Origin of the sequence: Youngiibacter fragilis 232.1 (assembly GCF_000495435.3) — a bacterium.
GTDB classification, from domain to species: domain Bacteria; phylum Bacillota; class Clostridia; order Clostridiales; family Clostridiaceae; genus Youngiibacter; species Youngiibacter fragilis.
This window is the reverse complement of the sequence record NZ_AXUN02000057.1, coordinates 1-18,013: the sequence shown is the minus strand read 5'-3', so window position 1 is coordinate 18,013 and position 18,013 is coordinate 1. Positions and strand designations below refer to the sequence as shown.

Sequence of the window (18,013 nt, the reverse complement as noted above, 5' to 3'; positions counted from 1 at the left end):
TTATGAACGACAGAGCCAACAGCCTTCAGGAGAGCACTCCTTTCAAGGCTGTGAAGCTTCTGAGGGACGCAGGTCTCAAGACGCTGTTCAAGGAAGGCGACACGGTCGGTATCAAGATCCACATGGGTGAGTATGGAAATTCACTCAACCTCAGGCCTCAGTGGGTCGGGGCAATCGTAGAGGAAGTCAAGAGGCTAGGCGGAAATCCTGTCATTGTTGACTGCAACACAATTACCTTCGGAGACTTTACATCAAGGGCAATTAAGTCTGACCATCTAAGGGCGATAGCAAGGCACGGCTTCACAGAGGAAGCCCTCGGATGTCCGATATGGATCTGCGACGGAGACTACGGATTCGACGATGTTCAGGTAGAGATTCCACGCGGCGTATACATGAAGCACTCGTTCATGGGCAAGAAGCTCCTTGAGCTTGATGCATGCATAGTGGTCACCCACTTCAAGGGACACCCCATGGGAGTCTACGGCGGAGCTCTCAAGAATGTCGGTATAGGCATGGGTTCAAAGAGAGGAAAGATCTCCACCCACTTCATGAATCACCCTGTCTATGGAATCCAGGCAATGGAAGCCAACCAGGCGGCTGCCCAGCAGCTGGCTCAGGCACCTCATCCGAATATGGTCGATAGGGCTATCGAAGGATGTCCGTTCGATGCCTTCGAATGGAAGGATGGCGTTTTCCATTTCCATAGCGAAAAATGCGGTAAGTGCGCAGGCTGCTTCAGCGCCGCCCTCTTTGCAGGACTTCTGACGCTGAAGCCTGAAATAACCGCAACATGGGCTCCAACAATAGCTGACGCTGCTTCAGGATACATACATGCCATAGGCAAGGAGAAGTTCCTTTTCGTAAATTACGCAATGGACATATCTCCATGGTGTGACTGCGTAAACTTCCATGACAGGCCACTCGTTCCGAATATAGGGATATTCGCTTCAAAGGACCCTGTCGCAGTAGACCTTGCATGCATTGAAGCTTCGGAGGCAAAGGCAGCGCTTCCTGAATCAAAGGCAGATGAGTTCGGATTCGGAGACCCTGGAACTGAAAGGTTCACGAACGTATCCAGCATTGCCAAGATAAGCCAGTGGGCACAGTGCAACGCAGGAGAATACAACGGAATCGGGTCGACAGAGTACATACTTGTTGAATCTGAACCTGGCGAAGAGACTGACTTCTGGTTCCCGCCATATACTCCTGACAACATCTTCGGAAAGGTCAACAAGGAAGCGCTCAGAAGCGGAAACTATGAGCCTGGTGAGTATTTCTATGATTTGCCAAGACTTTCATTTGCTGAGCTTCATATCAAACCAAAGGGAAAGGTCGATGAAATATCTATCCTTGATGAAGAGTAGGATGGTCGCAGAAATCACTTCAATATGAGGGGGGGAAAAGAGACATGTTATATGGATACATGGGTAAGATGCTGTTTGTAGATCTTACAACCGGTGCCATTGAAGAAAGGGAACTTACAAAGGACATAACCGACAAGTATATTGGCGGATACGGAATTGGTGCAAAAGTGCTTTATGAGGAAATGCCTAAAGGTGCTGACCCGCTTGGTCCCGAGAGCATACTGGGATTCATAACAGGCCCTGCAACCGGATCAAAGGCAATGTTTGGCGGAAGATACACCCTGGTTTGCAAATCCCCTGTCACAGGCGGATGGAACGATGCGAATTCAGGCGGCTATTTCGGACCCGAGCTCAAGAAGGCAGGCTTTGACGCAGTCTTCATAAAGGGGATTTCCCCGACTCCTGTTTACCTGTATGTCAATGAAGGTACAGCTGAGCTCAGGGATGCATCTTCACTCTGGGGAATGGATGCCAAGGAGACCTGGGAGGCACTTAAGGAAGCCACAGGACAGCCAAAGGCGAGAGTAGTTGCCATAGGCCCTTCAGGTGAAAAGATGGCATACCTCTCCTGCCCGATAAATGACGGACACAGGGCTCCTGGAAGAGGCGGCGGCGGTGCTGTCATGGGTTCCAAGAAGCTGAAGGCGATAGTAGCTTACGGAACCAAGGAAACACCTGTATTCTCACCGGAAAAGGTAAATGCCATCAACAGGAAGATCACTGCCGCCCTTAAGGAAAGCCCTGCCGCACAGGGTTTCGGAGAATACGGAACCGGAGTCGGAACTGGCGCCTCTGCCCTAAACGGAGATTCCCCTGTCAAGAACTGGGGCGGAGTCGGTATAGTGGATTTTGGAGAAGAGGCGGCTGGCAAGGTAGCTACGCCTACCTACGACAAGACCTACAAGACCAAGAAGTACGCATGTGCCAACTGCCCTATGGGTTGCGGAGCGGAGTATGAGGTTAATGACGGAAGATGGCCCCTTGGTCCGACAGAGAGACCTGAATACGAGACCCTTGCCTCATTCGGGTCGACACTCCTTAACTCGGAAATGGATTCGATATTCAAATGCAACGAGATCTGCAACAGGTACGGGCTTGATACGATCTCTGCGGGTATGACCGTAGCGTGGGCTATGGAATGCTACAACGAGGGAATCCTCTCGAAGGAAGAGCTGGATGGCATAGACCTCAAGTGGGGCGATGGAGCTGCCATAGTCGCTTTGACACAGAAGATAGCTGACTGTGAAGGAGTCGGAGCAATACTTGCAAACGGGTCAGCCTTTGCCGCAAAGCACTTCGGAAAGGGTGCAGAATACCTTCAGACAGCGTCAGGAATAGAGCTTCCGATGCATGACCCAAAGCTTGCACCGGGTTTCGCGAGAACATACAAGTTCGACCCGACTCCAGGAAGGCACGTAAAGGGCGGACTGGGACTTGCCCAGGCGTCAGGAGTACCACTCGGCGACAAGTATGACTACAGGACCACAGGATTCCTCGATGTCACCCTCACTACGGGCCAGGAGATCAATAACGCAGCAGGCTTCTGTCTGTTCCTAATGTTCTCTGGTGTCCAGGGAGCTGAGGCTGAGTATCTCGAGGCAATAACCGGGAATTCATTCAAGTCACAGGACCAGATGGCCACAGGCCTAAGGATACTTGATCTCAGGCACAGCTTCAATCTCAGGGAAGGCAAGAGGCTCTCTGACATGACAATTACCAACAGAGGAGTAGGAAAGCCTCCTCAGACAGTCGGTCCACTCGCTGGAGTTGATATTGATGTTGACAGGCTGGCAGCTAATTTCTTCGCATTTGCAGGATGGGACAGTGAGACTGGAATTCCGAGCAAGAGAAGCTACGAGAACCTGGGGCTGGATTTTGTAGCCAAGGATTTCTACTAGAAGACTCCGGGCCGCCCAGCTAAAACCGGGCGGCCCAAAATATCCTCGCATAAACTAAGAAGCAAAGGTGTGGTACATATTGAAGAAACTGCTAATAACCGGCGGTGCAGGAAGCATGGGAAAGGAGCTTTCCATAGCCCTCTCCAGGAAAGGCTTCAAGGTATACGCCTATGACATACCTAATGCCAACTACGATGGACTTGAAGAATATGGAATTGAAGGTATAAAGGGAGATATAACAGATCCTTCATCAATTGGTGAGGCTGTCAGGGGAATGGACATGGTCGTCCATCTTGCAGCGCTTCTTCCTCCCGTAAGCGAACGGAACAGGGACAAGACCTTTGCGGTAAACGTCAAGGGTACCTCGAACCTTGTGGATGCCATAAAGGCCGACGGAAGCAGGGCAAGGCTGATATTCTCGTCAACCGTCGCTTCCTATGGTGACAGCACAATGGATGAACCGCCTGTGAAGCCGACGACTCTGCAGAAGCCCAATACCTTCTACAGCGAATCCAAGGTGGCAGCAGAAAAATACGTGCTTGAATCCGGAATAACCTATACTATACTGAGGGTAGCAGGGGTTGTCCTTGCAGCCCTTATGGATCCCCCATCGTGGCCATTCGTCGCAGACCAGAGGGTGGAATTCGTCTATAGGGGCGATGTGGTAAGCGCCCTTATCGGTGCAGTCGAAAACGAGGAAGCTGCAAACAAGGTACTTATAGTGTCCGGCGGTAAGACATGGCAGATGAGAGGCAGCGAATTCGTTGAGAAGTTCCTTGCAGTGCTCGATGTTCCTGCAGAGGATGCGGAATACCCTGAGAAGCCTATCTACGGCGACTGGTATGACACCGAGGAATCGCAGAGGCTCCTTTCCTTCCAGAACACGCCATTCCCGAAATTCATCGAGCTCCTCCAGAAGGCAGTCGATGATGCAATAAACGGAATGTAGCTACAGGAGATGATGACATGCGCATTGAGATGAAGTACATAGGTGTCCCGTTGGCTGGAATGACCAATGCAAGAAGGACGGTAACCCTTCCTGAGGGCTCCACTGTCGATGCGCTTATTCAGAGCCTTATTGACGATTCACCCGGAACCAGCAGGGACAACTTCAGGAGTGTAACCTGCATGGTCAACAAGAAGAATGCCGGGCCCAATACGATGCTCCATGACGGAGACGAGGTCTTCATACTTGGCATCCTGGGTGGAGGTTAAGAACTCCTTTGAAACTTGCCAGCTTAATACAATGCTGCAATAATAAGACAACCGGCTTATTTGGGGGTGCCGGTTGTCTTATTCCTGTTATTCGAAGTTCTCTGTCAGTTCTTCGTGCCTTATATACTGCCTCATGAACGTATATGATACATGGATAGTTCCATCAGGTGCCTGCTTGATAGATGGGTATGAGAATTCGGGTTCTCCCTCAATGCCGTCTTTTGTGATTACGGTCTTCACTCTTTCCCATGTCATTCCATCATCAACTGACCTTGCTATCACCAGAGGGTTTCTTCTGACTCCCCATACTGAGCTTGGTTCTTCTGTGACATCAAGCTCAATCTTGTCCATGTCCTTCTTGTCGAACCATGGCGGCCTGTTGACCTTTGGCGGTGCAATGTGCTTGTTGACATCATTGAAGATCAGGACAAGGCTGTCGTCCTTAAGTTTTGTGCATTGGATCGATGAGTTGTTGTTCGGAAGGTCCAATGGGTATGGAATCTTCCAGGTCTTTCCCCCATCCTCCGATACAGTTGAATAGATGTAGTCTGCCCTTCTGTTTCTGAAGAAGCCAACAAGCTTCTTGTCCTTTGTCTCCACCAGGGTCATGTGTACCAGACCCGCGCTTCCATCGATAACCGTCTCGCTCCATGTTAGGCCCATGTCGCTTGAACGCTTTACGACGCTATAGTCTTCGCCCAGGAATCCTGATTTTGACTTCAGGCAGTAGTACGCCGGAAGTAGAATATCGCCATTATCCAGAACAACAGGAGGATTTCTCACAAAGATACCTGCTTCGCTGAACAGATTCCTGATCTCGCTCCAGGTCTGGCCATAGTCTTCAGACTTTCTCCATCTGACCACTGCAGTATCCTGATGGATTCCAATCTGCGCTGTGTAAATAAGCCATATGACACCTGGTGATATTTCAAAGAGTATCGGATTCTGTTCCGAACGCTCTGTGTCATCAGAAAGTATCATTGGTTTCTCCCACTCTTCTGCCCCGCTTGAAAGTCTTGCAAGGTGTATTGAAATGTCGGCTTTTCCCTCACAGGATCCCCCGAACCATGTGCACAGTACATCACCATTGCTGAGAAGCAACAGGTTGGATGCGTGGTTGTGCGGAAATAGTGTTGGGATGTTTCTGCTCTTCATGCAATTACTCCTCTGTTACCTGATATTCTGCCGTTCCTTGTTGGACCTTTATGCCTCTATTTCTGACTTACGGGCATCTTAAGGACTATCTTTTCAAACTTGTGGCTATTGGATGTGTGCCTTATCGCCTTATGGGCATCATGCGGAAAAGCGACATAGAACATCCCTTCTGATACATATAGGCTATGTCTCTCGGAAGCCTCATAATATGCGGCATCCTTCATCTCATCATATGCAGTCTTTTCGGTAGTATCCTCAAGCTCAGCCCATGCAATCTCTTCGTCTCCATGAACAACTATCTGTATATCGATGAACTTCCTGTGTGCTTCGAACAATCCTTCTGCCATCGGTTTCGTTTCGCCCTTCTGGACCATGAAGAATCCGCCGTCAAACTCGTAGCGGCCTGTCTCCATTTTATCCATCTGGTCCTTAATCGCTTCAAGCCCATTCTCCAGGTTGGGTATCATACTTTTGTAAAGCTCAATGTTCTTAAGTTTATCTACGATCATCTCAAATCACCAAACTAAGCCTGAACACGTGCTTTAACGTGCTTTTTTGACTGTAGGTAGAAGTATGCGAGAAGACCCGCTCCAATCAGGCTTCCAACAATCGTTACTATAGTCTGTGGAATGATTATCATTATTGAAACTACAACCATCAATGCTCTGATAAGCTTGTTCTCAAATGGTATGAACATGTACCCTGTCAATCCAGATGCAAGGAAGATTATTCCATAAGCAAGGACAGCTGCTGCAAACGCTGTATCAAGGTATGTACCTGAGACAAGCAGCAACTCCGGCTGGAATACGAATACGAACGGAACGAGGAAAGCAACGAAGGCATATCCAAAGGCTGTCCATCCGGTTTTCCATGAACCTGAGCCTGCTATTCCCGCTGCTGTGAAGGATGCGAGACAAACAGGAGGTGTGATCTGAGCTATGACACCAAAGTAGAATATGAACATGTTTGCTGGCAGTGCGCCTATCCCAAGGTTGATGAGAGTCGAGCTGAACAGTATGTTTGCGATAAGGTATGCCGCAACAGTCGGCAGAGCCATTCCAAGAAGAAGGCATCCACCCATGGCAAAAATAAGTGCCAGTGCAATGCTTGAATCTCCAGACTGTGCAATTATCTTCGTGAGCTTGTTGGCAACACCTGACTGAACTACGATACCTATCATTATTCCACATGCAGCGGTTGGGATTACTATTCCTGCAGCCTGTTTAACTCCATCAAGAGTTGCATTGATAAGTTGTCTGGCGTTCATCCTTGTCTTCTTGCTGATAAAGCTTACAATGATTGACAGTGCAGTTGCTACGATAGCCGCTCTTGTAAGGGAACCACCGGTTACTATTATGAAAACAAGCACGATAATCGGAATAAGCTGATAAAGTCTTGGAACAATCGGATCTGACTCATACTTGACCTCTTCACCCAGGTTGACCATGGATTTACGCTTTGCGATGAAGTGAACAAGAAGGAATACTGAACCGTAGTAGGCAAGTGCCGGAATCAGGGCTGATGTTGCTATCTTTAGGTAGCTCACGCCTATCATCTCAGCCATTATGAAAGCACCAACACCCATGATAGGAGGCATTATCTGACCACCTGTTGACGCAATGGCCTCTACTGCAGCAGCCTGATGCGGCTCATAGCCTGACTTCTTCATGAGAGGAATTGTAAGTACGCCTGTTGTTGTAACATTTGCCACTGCACTTCCTGAGATCATTCCCATAAGGCCGCTGGATATTACTGATGCTTTCGCAGGTCCGCCAACAGTCTTGTCACTGAGCTTCATTCCAAGGTCGATCAGGACCTGGCCGCCGCCGCATACAGAGAAGAATGCTCCAAACAGAAGGAAATAGAACAAAGTGTTGAGGGATGCGGTAAGAGGCGAACCAAGGATACCATTGACATCCATTACCATAACTTCAGCGAATCCCTGCCATGACATACCTCTGAACTTGAAGATTCCAGGAATCTTCTGTCCGATGAACGCATAAGCTATGAAGAAAGCTATGAAGCCAAACAGTGCCATTCCCATGGTACGTCTTACTGCTTCCATTACCACAAACACCATCATGTATCCGGCTATAAGGTCAGGCGTTCTCATTATATCGACATTATAGATTCGATTCTGGAGATACGACAGATTAGCAGTGAAGTAATATGCGATGTAAGCGATCATTGCATACAAAAGCGCATCATATATCCACGATAAGGCAATGGCCCATTTCTTCTTCTTACCTGTAGCCATGGGTTTGAACAGGAATGTCGCCAGAAGTCCAAAGCAAAGGTGGTAAGGAACCTGCAGCCACCTGTCCATCGGCCTGACGAGTGCCAGGTACATCTGGAAACTGATGAACCCAATCGCTACGACAATCAGTGCGATGTATCTGGTCTTTGACATTTTAGCTTTTTCAACAAGACCATCGTCCGTGTTGATGAGCACTTCAACTTTATCTGCCATTAATTTTTCCTCCATTTATATCTTTATTGGAGACCGCATATGCGGTCTCCAATATTGATATTTCCCTTTGATTATTTCATGAAACCAGCTTCTTTGAAGTATCTTTCAGCGCCTGGATGAAGCTTGACTCCGCCTATTCTTTCAGATTCCCATGCAGTTGCAGGATTGAACGGCTCGAGTGATGCAAACACCTTTACAAGGTAATCCCTGTTCTCGCAAAGTATCTTAGTCATCTGGTAAACTACTTCCTCATCAAGGTCCTCTCTTACGAACAGGCAGTCAGGTGTTCCAGCGTTGACTATCGCCTCAGTCTGTCCCTTCCATGAGTTCGGTGCTATGTTGACTCTCTGGAATCCCTTTTCCTTGACGAAGTACTCTATAGTCGCATCTTCCCACTGAAGGAACTTTACGTCTACTGACATTGCAACTTCCTGCATTGTGGATGAGTTTACTGAAGTGTGGTCAAGCATGTAGTCAAGCTTTCCGTCCTTTACCATTGCAGCAAGGTCTGAACCTCCGCCTCTGACGATGTCTCCGCCCCATGACTTGATGTCAGCTTCGGTAACTTTGAGGTAATCAAGCAGTATCATTACAACTTCATTGTCCATTGATCCTATCGGGCTGCAGCCTATCCTTACAGGAAGCTTCTGCCTTATAGCCTCTTCAATTGTATCTACCTTGTACTTGTCTATGAATGCCTTAGTAAGGAAGTTAACAGCTGAAACCGCTGATAGCTCTCCAACCATTGCAAGGTATCCGTCTGTCGGAGCCTTTCCAAGAGTACCGGTCTCCATAGCCCATCTTGCAGGTGCTCCGTTTATGAACGCCATGTCGGCCTTTCCGCCTTGAAACAGGTAAGGTGCTCCCATTCCGCCAGGGGATATGGGCTGTACGTCAACTGTCCCTATTCCATTGTCTTCCCAGAGCTTTCCGAATTCTGCAGAGATATTGTAGTTGCTTGTTCCGACTTCAAAGGTAGCAAAGAGAACGTTTGCTTTGAGGTCAAGCTTTGGAGCTGTTGTTGGAGCTCCAGGAGTTGTTGGCGCCTGAGTCGGATCTGGTGTCTTTGACCCGCACGCTGCCATACCTATTGCCATTACCATTGCAAGACCAAGACCAAGAACTTTTTTCCTTACACTTAACATAATTTCCCTCCAATTAGTTAATTTTTTTACTGTTAGCCAAAAGAATACTATACTCGATTGCATTTCTTAAACTGAGCTCACTTGCCGTACCCATACCTGCCTGATCGAATGCCGTACCATGATCAACAGAAACCCTGATGATTGGCAGACCTAAAGTGATGTTTACACCTGACACCGCATCCCACTTCTGCTCCTTCTGGTTGTAGACAAACCCCAGGACCTTCAGCGGAATATGACCCTGATCATGATACATGGCTACTACTATGTCATACATTCCCCCTTTTGCTTTAGAGAAAATCGTATCAGGCGGTATTGGGCCTTCAACAATTATACCTTCTTGTTTTGCCTGTTTGATAGCCGGGATGATCTCAAGTATTTCCTCATCCCCGAAAAGTCCGTTCTCCCCGCTGTGGGGATTCAGTCCTGCGACCCCTACCTTGGGACTCTCGATTCCGAGGGCCTTGCAGGCATTGTTCGCAATCCTTATGACTTCCAATACTCTTTCCTTCTTTACCAGGTCACACGCTTTCCTGAGTGACACATGTGTTGAAACATGCACGACCCTCAGGTTCTCATGCGCAAGCATCATTGAATATTTTGATGTCTTTGTCAGGTCCGCATATATTTCGGTATGTCCGGAATAATGATGACCAGCCAGGTTTATCGCTTCCTTATTCAGTGCGTTCGTTACGGTTGCATCCACTTCACCAGCTAAAGCAAGCTCGATTACCGTCTTTACGTACTGGAACGCCGCCTCACCTGAAATTACTGAAACAGTGCCCCTCTCGAAATTGCTGATGTCAACAAGCTTCATGTCATATACATCAATAGTCCCATATTCGAATTTAGCGTCCGATATCTTTTCGATTGAATTGATCCTTATCTCTGGCTTGCCCACAATCTTCACTGCTTCTGCCATTACATCCGCATCACCTATTACAACCGGATTGCACATCTCATAGAGTGCCTTGTCTGCAAATGCCCTTACTGTTATTTCAGGACCTATACTGGCAGGATCACCCATTGTGATGCCGATTTTCAGCTTTTCGCTCATCTCTCAACTCCTACCACATATTCTTTTCTTTGTTCTCATCCAGGACCTTCTGTACTGCAGCTACGCCTTCTGCTGATACCTGGTTAAAGGGTGCTCTGCACAATCCTACCTCATAGCCTAGAAGCTGAACTGCCTTTTTGACTATTGTGTTTGGATTCCCGAACTTGAAGCAGTTTCTGAAGCTTCTCAGGCTGTCCTGAGCCTCACGGGCCTTCTCCATGTTTCCTGCGATGAAGTTTTCGTATATTGCGACCATTGTCTTTGGATAAACATTTGCACATCCTGCTATTCCGCCCGTTCCACCAGCAAGCAGGTTCCAGAGTATCAGCGAATCATTTCCTGCAAGTACCGCGAAATCCTTCCTGTCCCTTGTCTCCTCGATATATTGGAGAAGGTTGTCAAAGTTGCCGCTGCTGTCCTTGACTCCTATGATATTTGGTATCTGGCTGAGCTTCCTGACTGTAGCAGGTGCAATTGAATTCCCTGTCCTAGCCGGTATGTTATACAGCACGATTGGCATGTCAACCGCTTCGGCTACCGCTTTATAGTGCTCATAGATCTCATTCTGTGATGCAAGCGCGAATGAAGGTGTTATTATTGAAAGAATGTCAGCTCCGGCTTCTTTCGCGACCAGTGACTGCCTTATGGTGTCCTTAGTGCCGATACAGCCTGTTCCTGCATAAACAGGAACCCTGCCGCCTACTTCTTCAACAACTATCTCAAGTACTCTCTTCTTCTCGGCTTCGCTGAGTATGTAGCCTTCACCATTAGTTCCGAAAGGGAATATTCCATGTACTCCTGCTTCAAGCTGTCTCTGTACCTGTTTCCTGAGTTCAGCCTCATTTACTGACTCATCCTCGTTCATCGGTGTTATTATCGCTGGAATTATGCCTTTGATCTCTACCATCTCTTCGTGCTCCTTACAGTACTTCCAGATACAATGCTCTGGCGTCTTCGTGGGTGACATGTCTCATGTTGTTTACAAGCAGTCTCTGGACTTCCATTCCTGATTCAACAAGTATGTCCAGGTCAGATTCAGGAACGTTGTATTCCTTGAGGTTTGTAGGAATGTCCAGGTTCACAAGGATCTCCTGAAGCCTGTTAAGCATCCATTTGGATTTCTCTTCAACTGTCAAAGAAGGATTTGAACGGCTTACACGGTCGTACGCCTTCGCAAACAGTTCCCTGCACATCGGTTCGTTGAACCTCATCACCGGCATCAGCATAATCGCGTTTGATACACCATGGGGTACATGGTACTTTCCTCCCAGTGGATACGACAGCGCATGTACTGCTGTGGTTCCTGAGGTTGCAATCGCAACTCCTGCGTAGAAGGAAGCGATCATCATGGAGTTCTTTGCTTCCATTGCTTCCGGATTATTGCAGGCTTCCTCTATGTTGTTCATGATCAGGTCCAGCGCTTCAAGCGCGAACATGTTGCTGAACGGGTTGGCCTTGTTGGATGTATAGCACTCTATTGCATGGGATAATGCATCAATTTCAGTTGCTGCCGCTATTTTCCTTGGAAGCTTCTTGATCATCACAGCATCCAGTATCACATAGTCAGATATCATCTCATCGTTTACGATACCTACCTTCATCTGCTTCTCCGGAACAAGTACAATGCTGTTCGGTGTGGCTTCAGAGCCAGTTCCTGCTGTCGTCGGTATCATGAGTGTCTTGATGTTCTTCACAGCCTTGGATGGATCAGAGAGCAGGTCCCTTACAGTATAGTCATTTGTGAACAGCACCGATGCAAGCTTAGCGGTATCCATGACACTGCCTCCGCCTACTGCGATTATAAGCTCGGCTTTCGTGGTCTTGAACCTGTCAACGACTTCCTGGACCTCGTCACACGACGGCTCTACCTTCAGGTCATCCAGCAGCTCATATGAGACGCCGGCTTCCTTTACATATTGAAGGGGTATCTCCAGAAGTCCTGAGTTAGCTATTCCCTTGTCTGTGAATATTACCACCTTGGACTTACCCTTGAGGATATCCTTCATCTTATCAAGTGAGTTTACCCCGCTGTAGACCTCCTTGGGCATTTTCAGATTGTATTTATCTAGCATGTGCAATCTCCTTTCTATTCGCGAACATCCGCTCTGCCAGGGTTATCAGCAGCTTCTCATTGCCGAATCCGCCTGACTTGCTGAGTATCTGCACTGTCCTTCCTTCGAACTCAATCGTGAAGAGGACTGTCCCTGAAACAACATCTTCTATTGGAGTGATTTCCTTGATGTCCGTCTGGTTTATGAATCCCATCAGCGTATCTCCGCCGGTTATCATGATTGCGCTGTCCAGGCCTTCCTGGAGAAGCCGCTTTACGACCCTTCCCATATTTGTCGAGATCTTCATCCTTACGTCGTTGATTGACATGCTGTTCCTTGCTATGAACTCCTGGTCATCAAGTCCGCCTGTCGGGTCCTGGCTGTCAAGGATACATCTGTCATTGTTTCTCAATGTTTCCATCCAGGCAGCCACTGCGCTGTTCCCGTCAGCAGTTTCCAGATAATTATCAATCATCCTTTGTTCAGTTGTCAGATGCACCCTGCTGAAACCATTCTTCTCCGCATATTCCAGCTGAGCTAATGTTATGGGATTTACACTTCCGCAAACCACCAGGAGCCTGTTGCATATTATCGGTTTCTTCTCCCCTGCATTCCTGAAGCTGAGCTTCTTTGATAGGACTGAGGCGAGTCCTGCACATCCTGCGATTAGGAGCGGCTGGTTTTCCACATACAACCCATCTGTTATCTCGGAGAGCTTGCTTTCGGTCCCTGCATCATATATCAGTATGGTCGGGTTCTTCACCTCAACTGCATCAGATGACTCAAACACATTGATGAGATCTATGCTGCTCTGTTCACGGATGATGTCAGCCACCACTGATTTCTTCACCGGTTCAAACGGATCCTTTCCGAATACACTTTCATGTACTGGAACTCCATCTATGAAGTGGACTCCATTTTTTGTCGTCCTCCTCATTTGTGGAAAAGCCGGTATAAAATGAAGAGCTGACCTTTTTGAAGCATCCACCACTGCCGCCAATTCACTTCCGATGTTTCCTCTCAAGGCAGAGTCTGTCTTTTTGAAGATATTCGGTATACCTAAACCAACAGCCTGTTCTACAATTCTATGAACAACCAGATAGGCTTCATCAGATGAAAGATGTCTGCTCTCGGCATTTATGACCAGTACTTCAACATCCTCATTGATCTGACTGAGCTGATAGTTCGAATCCACAACAACCTTTGTATTAGCACCTTCGGAAGCGAATTGAACGGCTGTATCAAGTGCCCCTGTGAAATCATCAGCTATGACTATTAATTTCACCATTGTTTAACCTCCATTCGATTCGTTTCAATCTGCAACCCTATTTGGAATCGCTTACTTATGTTTCAATTCTACTTTATGTTTTTATCGTTTACAACCGCATTGTCACACAAATTATGTTTAATTTTGAAACGGTTTGCAAAATTATAGACTCTAATTTCCGTTTGTGCTATCATTGTTTCATAAGTAAACGAACTAAATTCCGATTTGAGGAGCATCATCATGAGTCAAAACAAGGTTAAGATTTTAGGCATAGCCCCTTATGAAGGCATGAAGTCAATAATGGCAAGAATCGCATCCCAGAGAGATGACATTGACCTTAGCGTCTTTGTAGGAGACCTTAATGAGGGTGTTGAAATCGCAAAGCGTAATATCAGCAGCAACTGCGATATTATCATCTCCAGAGGAGGTACCGCCCAGATGATCAGCAAGATCACTGAGATACCGCTGATCGAGATCAACATATCAGTATATGATATTTTGAGGACCATCAAGCTTGCCGAAAACTATTCAGAAAAATACGCCATAGTAGGATATCCTGCAATCATCACAAGTGCCCAGATGCTTTGCGATGTTTTGCAGTCAAACATCGACCTCTTCACGATCCACAGCAAGGAAGAGGCAAGCGAAACCCTCAAGAACCTTAAGAAGCAGGGTTACAAAATGGTGCTTAGCGATATGATCACTACGACCCTTGCCAAAAGGATGGGTATGAATGCGATACTCATCACTTCCGGAGAGGAAAGCATCAAAAGCGCAATAGACCAGGCAGTGAAGCTGTACAAAAGCTACATCCACGTCAAGGAGGACAACAAGTTCCTCGAGGAGATAATAAGGGGGAATGGTGACAATGTCATCGTGTTCGACAGCAACAGCAACATCATATTCGACTCGATAACCTCTGAAGACACCGACACGATAATTGAACTCCTGAGGAGCGAGCTGCCTAATACGCTAAAGCTCGGTTCCCACAAGATATACAAGACAATAAACGAAAACCTGTACACGATAAGGTGCAGGAGGATCCTAAATCAGGAGAGAGAATACGCAGTCTACTATTTCAGATATGACAAGGCACCTACATCCGGACAGCTCAGCGGAATCAACTACTACAACAAGGCTCAGGTTGAAGACTCATTCTTCAACAGCTTCTTCAGCATCATCAACACGACAAGCAAGAACCATTATGATATCGAGCAGCTTAGCCTGAGCAAGTCCCCGATCATGCTTACAGGTGAAGTAGGGACCGGAAAATCCCAGATGGCCAACCTGCTCTATACTTTCCACCCATACTCAAACAATCCATTGGTCAACATTGACTGCGGCCTGTTAAATGAGAAGGGCATGAAATATCTGACCACAAACACTAATTCGCCTCTGCTGGACAAATCAAATGTGATATTCATAAGCGACCTGCAAAAGCTGTCGGACAAGAGCGCCCTGGACCTTCTTGCCCTTATAAGGGATCTGGATCTGCACAAGAGGAACAAGCTGATCATCTCATGTGTAAACACCACAGAAGAACCAAAGCTCTCAATAAGGCTTGAATACATGAACAAGCTCCAGTGTTCCAACATACATATGGATCCTCTCAGGGAAAAGATTGAAGAGATCCCGGATGCATCCAGCCTTTATCTGGGCACACTAAATCTGGACACCTCCAACCAGGTGCTTGGATTTGATACCGATGCGATTGCCCTTCTCCAGGAATACGACTGGCCATATAACTATACGCAGTTCAAACGCGTGCTGAATGAACTTTCGGTTATCACCACAACTACATATATCTCCAAGGAGAATGTCAAATCGATCCTTCAGAAGGAAACCGCTATCCTTTCGAACAGCTCCACTGCCCAGATCGATTCCGAGGATACCATCCACCTTAAGCTGGATTCATCGATGACCTTGGACGATATCAGCAAGGAGGTCATAAAGAGGGTCCTCAAGCTGAACAACGATAACCTTACAACGACTGCCAAACAGCTCGGAATAAGCAGGACAACACTCTGGCGGCACCTTAAGTGATCCCCCCTAAAAAAATGATGTGTACCAGTGACCCCTGTCTGACCGGGGGTCACTTTCATTTCAATGGTTCAAGTGACCATTAATCGACATAGCATTCAGATCATCATCCTTTCTCATAGTTACAATTCTGAAAAAAGAATGATTCCCCTGAAGAGGATGTCTATAATCCACTTCAGAGGAACCAATTACTGCAATGAAACTATAGAGGTGTGTATTATGCCTTCCATCGAGGATGGTCATAAACTTCAGGATTCGCAACATAGGGCCATTTCTTGCCACTGAGTACCGCCAGCGTCCCTTCCGCGGCTATCTTTACTATTTCCGCGGTTGTCTCCTTAGTAAGCGGAGCCATGTGAGGCGTTATGATTATATTATCAAGACTCAGGAGCGGATGTTCCTTCTGTATTGGTTCCACCTGCATGACATCAATTGCAGCTCCAGCGATCCTCTTCTCCAGAAGAGCATCATACAGGTCGTTTTCATTTACCAGCTCCCCGCGGGCGCAGTTAAGGAAGAATGCACCCTTTTTCATCATGTCCAGCTGAGGCTTTGATATGATGTGCTTTGTCTCAGGTCGGAATGGTATGTTAAGGGACAGGTAATCTGCTTCCCCTATCGCTTCATCAAGATTGTCAGTGTGCCTGTATCCCATATTCTCAATAATCTCTCTTTTTTTCATTGAATCACATATGAGCACATCCATCCCTATGCCCTTGCACAGGCTCGCCAGCTCCTTACCGATATTTCCGAAGCCAACTATGGAGACTGTCTTGCTCTTCACATCCACCGCCTGGTATTTGTTCCTTATGTTGAAGTTGCCCTTAAGTGTCTCATTGTGGCTTTCTATAAGGTTCTTGGACAGTGCGAATATCATCGCCAGGGTATGTTCGGCCACAGCCCTTGCATGCTGGGTGGGACAGAACACCACAGGTATCCCGCGTTCCGTTGCAGCCTTCAGGTCGACGTTGTCGCAGCCTACGCCTGTCCTTGTTATTACCCTGAGCCCGGGACATGCCTCGATTGCCCTTCTGTCGATCTTCCCTATCCTCAGTATGAATCCATCCGCCTTTTTCAGCTCGTCAAGGATCTCATCGCTCTTTCCATTGTTAGTTATGACCAGGTCAACCTTTCCGTCCAGTACATCCATTCCGTCCTTGTAAAGTGCATGTGATAAAATTACAGTATCCATTATCCGCCTCGCTTCAATTATTTCTGACCTTTCTCATGATCCAGTATGTCCGCAGATTCATTCCCCGTCAATAAATCTCAGCCTATTAAGCCCGGTCACCGATTCAAATGCCGCATCGATTGCTGGAAGAGACCCTGAAACGGATGTCCTTATTCCAAGCTCATCGCATATTTCCTTGATTGAAATCTCTATCATGTCATCCCTAAGCCTTATTTCACCGGGTCTTCCGAACTCCTCGATATACCCAAGCAGGATATTCAGTATTGTTGGAATTTCCTCATCTTCAGGAATCAAAACTTCAATCAGGTAAGGATCTGATGGATTACCAGCCTCGCAGCACATTGCTTATCTCTCGAGCGGGAATCCTCCATCCTCTCCGAGGGCTATGCTGATGATATGGTGAATTACATCTATTTCCATTACCGTCTTAAGCTTTTTTCTCCTTTTCAGCTGCTTCATGAGGACTCGTCAGTTATGCTGAAGCTGGCGAGACTTTTCGGTTTGTAGTTCAGGGACGCCACAACCGTCTCCCACTTTTTGCTCTTCCTGTCATATCTCCTGAGGATTGTCTCATCATTATCGTCACTAAGGACCAGTTCGCGGGCTCGAATGTCAGAAAAGGCCTCAGCAAGCTGGAGGATTACATCCGTAAGCCTTGCAGCTTCCTTTGCATCAATCATCCTCTGCATACGGCCCTTTTCAAGGGACCTGAACAGAGGCCACGCTTTCCTTCCCCTGTATTTAAGACCAAGAAGGTCTATTTTTTCCCTGTCAGCAGGTAAAAAGCAGGTCTCTGTCTCCAAAAATGACATTGATACTGTTGTTGTACATTGCTGCCTGGTGCCACGGGATGTCTTCATTGTCCAGTTCATAGATTTTGTCATATAGGGCGTCCTCAGACTCATATACTGATATAGTATGTGACTTGAGAAGGTCTCCCAGGACGGTACAGTATGCGGAACTTTTACCATCCTTTCTCTCTACAGTCACAAAATCATAATCATCCAGAAGTTCCTATGGTTTCTGAGCCTTGAGCAGGTTCGCAGCCTCATAAAGTCTTTTCCAGGTATTCAAATCCTTTTCGTTCATAACTTTCCCTTCACCAAATGCTACTTCCATTGTGCCACATCCTCAAGACTTTAAAATCGGGTAGGACCCCGCT

Annotated in this window: 15 protein-coding genes and 1 pseudogene; 5 read left to right on the top strand and 11 right to left on the bottom strand. The window is 47.2% G+C overall.

Features of this window, described 5'->3' with window-relative positions; translation table 11 throughout:
* The first annotated feature begins 2 nt into the window (after window positions 1-2).
* The 4 genes from T472_RS04040 to T472_RS04025 all read left to right on the top strand — a co-directional run bounded on the left by T472_RS04040 (window position 3) and on the right by T472_RS04025 (window position 4,477).
* On the top strand, window positions 3-1,364 hold the full coding sequence (locus T472_RS04040) for a DUF362 domain-containing protein (RefSeq protein ID WP_207643943.1): 1,362 nt from the start codon (window positions 3-5) through the stop codon (window positions 1,362-1,364).
* A 44-nt stretch (window positions 1,365-1,408) separates the two neighbouring features.
* On the top strand, window positions 1,409-3,262 hold the full coding sequence (locus T472_RS04035; protein ID WP_023385218.1) for an aldehyde ferredoxin oxidoreductase family protein: 1,854 nt from the start codon (window positions 1,409-1,411) through the stop codon (window positions 3,260-3,262).
* A 79-nt stretch (window positions 3,263-3,341) separates the two neighbouring features.
* Window positions 3,342-4,211 (top strand): NAD-dependent epimerase/dehydratase family protein, encoded by an 870-nt coding sequence (locus tag T472_RS04030; protein ID WP_023385220.1) that lies wholly within the window; start codon window positions 3,342-3,344, stop codon window positions 4,209-4,211.
* Between the two features lie 17 nt (window positions 4,212-4,228).
* Window positions 4,229-4,477 carry a MoaD/ThiS family protein gene (locus T472_RS04025; RefSeq protein ID WP_023385222.1) on the top strand — a complete coding sequence of 83 codons (249 nt, stop codon included), beginning with the start codon at window positions 4,229-4,231 and terminating at the stop codon, window positions 4,475-4,477.
* Between the two features lie 87 nt (window positions 4,478-4,564).
* On the opposite strand, the gene T472_RS04020 is transcribed toward T472_RS04025, so the two are convergent.
* The 8 genes from T472_RS04020 to T472_RS03985 all read right to left on the bottom strand — a co-directional run bounded on the left by T472_RS04020 (window position 4,565) and on the right by T472_RS03985 (window position 13,640).
* Complete coding sequence (locus T472_RS04020) at window positions 4,565-5,632, bottom strand: sialidase family protein (RefSeq protein WP_023385225.1); 1,068 nt, start codon at window positions 5,630-5,632, stop codon at window positions 4,565-4,567.
* Window positions 5,633-5,688: 56 nt separating this feature from the next.
* Window positions 5,689-6,141 (bottom strand): NanQ anomerase/TabA/YiaL family protein, encoded by a 453-nt coding sequence (locus T472_RS04015; RefSeq protein ID WP_023385229.1) that lies wholly within the window; start codon window positions 6,139-6,141, stop codon window positions 5,689-5,691.
* A gap of 14 nt (window positions 6,142-6,155) precedes the next feature.
* Complete coding sequence (locus T472_RS04010) at window positions 6,156-8,102, bottom strand: TRAP transporter permease (protein ID WP_023385231.1); 1,947 nt, start codon at window positions 8,100-8,102, stop codon at window positions 6,156-6,158.
* A 71-nt stretch (window positions 8,103-8,173) separates the two neighbouring features.
* On the bottom strand, window positions 8,174-9,247 hold the full coding sequence (locus T472_RS04005) for a TAXI family TRAP transporter solute-binding subunit (RefSeq protein WP_023387794.1): 1,074 nt from the start codon (window positions 9,245-9,247) through the stop codon (window positions 8,174-8,176).
* A 13-nt stretch (window positions 9,248-9,260) separates the two neighbouring features.
* Window positions 9,261-10,301 (bottom strand): 4-hydroxythreonine-4-phosphate dehydrogenase PdxA, encoded by a 1,041-nt coding sequence (pdxA, locus tag T472_RS04000; RefSeq protein WP_023387795.1) that lies wholly within the window; start codon window positions 10,299-10,301, stop codon window positions 9,261-9,263.
* A gap of 10 nt (window positions 10,302-10,311) precedes the next feature.
* On the bottom strand, window positions 10,312-11,208 hold the full coding sequence (gene dapA, locus T472_RS03995) for a 4-hydroxy-tetrahydrodipicolinate synthase (protein ID WP_040906625.1): 897 nt from the start codon (window positions 11,206-11,208) through the stop codon (window positions 10,312-10,314).
* 13 nt (window positions 11,209-11,221) lie between these two features.
* Window positions 11,222-12,373, bottom strand: coding sequence for an iron-containing alcohol dehydrogenase (locus tag T472_RS03990; protein WP_023387797.1), 1,152 nt, complete (start codon window positions 12,371-12,373; stop codon window positions 11,222-11,224).
* A complete protein-coding gene (locus T472_RS03985; protein ID WP_023387798.1) occupies window positions 12,363-13,640 on the bottom strand; it encodes a four-carbon acid sugar kinase family protein in 1,278 nt (425 codons plus the stop codon). The genes T472_RS03990 and T472_RS03985 overlap by 11 nt, the downstream gene beginning before the upstream one ends.
* A gap of 219 nt (window positions 13,641-13,859) precedes the next feature.
* Here T472_RS03985 and T472_RS03980 point away from each other — a divergent pair, with 219 nt between their 5' ends.
* The gene (locus tag T472_RS03980; protein ID WP_023387799.1) at window positions 13,860-15,662 is read left to right on the top strand and encodes a sigma-54-dependent transcriptional regulator; all 1,803 of its coding nucleotides are present in this window, start codon (window positions 13,860-13,862) and stop codon (window positions 15,660-15,662) included.
* Between the two features lie 214 nt (window positions 15,663-15,876).
* On the opposite strand, the gene T472_RS03975 is transcribed toward T472_RS03980, so the two are convergent.
* From T472_RS03975 to T472_RS03965, 3 genes and pseudogenes are all read right to left on the bottom strand, one after another.
* Window positions 15,877-16,851: a hydroxyacid dehydrogenase gene (locus tag T472_RS03975; RefSeq protein WP_023387800.1), complete on the bottom strand. Its 975-nt coding sequence runs from the start codon at window positions 16,849-16,851 to the stop codon at window positions 15,877-15,879.
* 57 nt (window positions 16,852-16,908) lie between these two features.
* Window positions 16,909-17,193 (bottom strand): DUF6930 domain-containing protein, encoded by a 285-nt coding sequence (locus T472_RS03970; protein ID WP_023387801.1) that lies wholly within the window; start codon window positions 17,191-17,193, stop codon window positions 16,909-16,911.
* A 113-nt stretch (window positions 17,194-17,306) separates the two neighbouring features.
* Window positions 17,307-17,841, bottom strand: a pseudogene (locus T472_RS03965) (DUF7309 domain-containing protein).
* Between the last annotated feature and the right edge of the window lie 172 nt (window positions 17,842-18,013).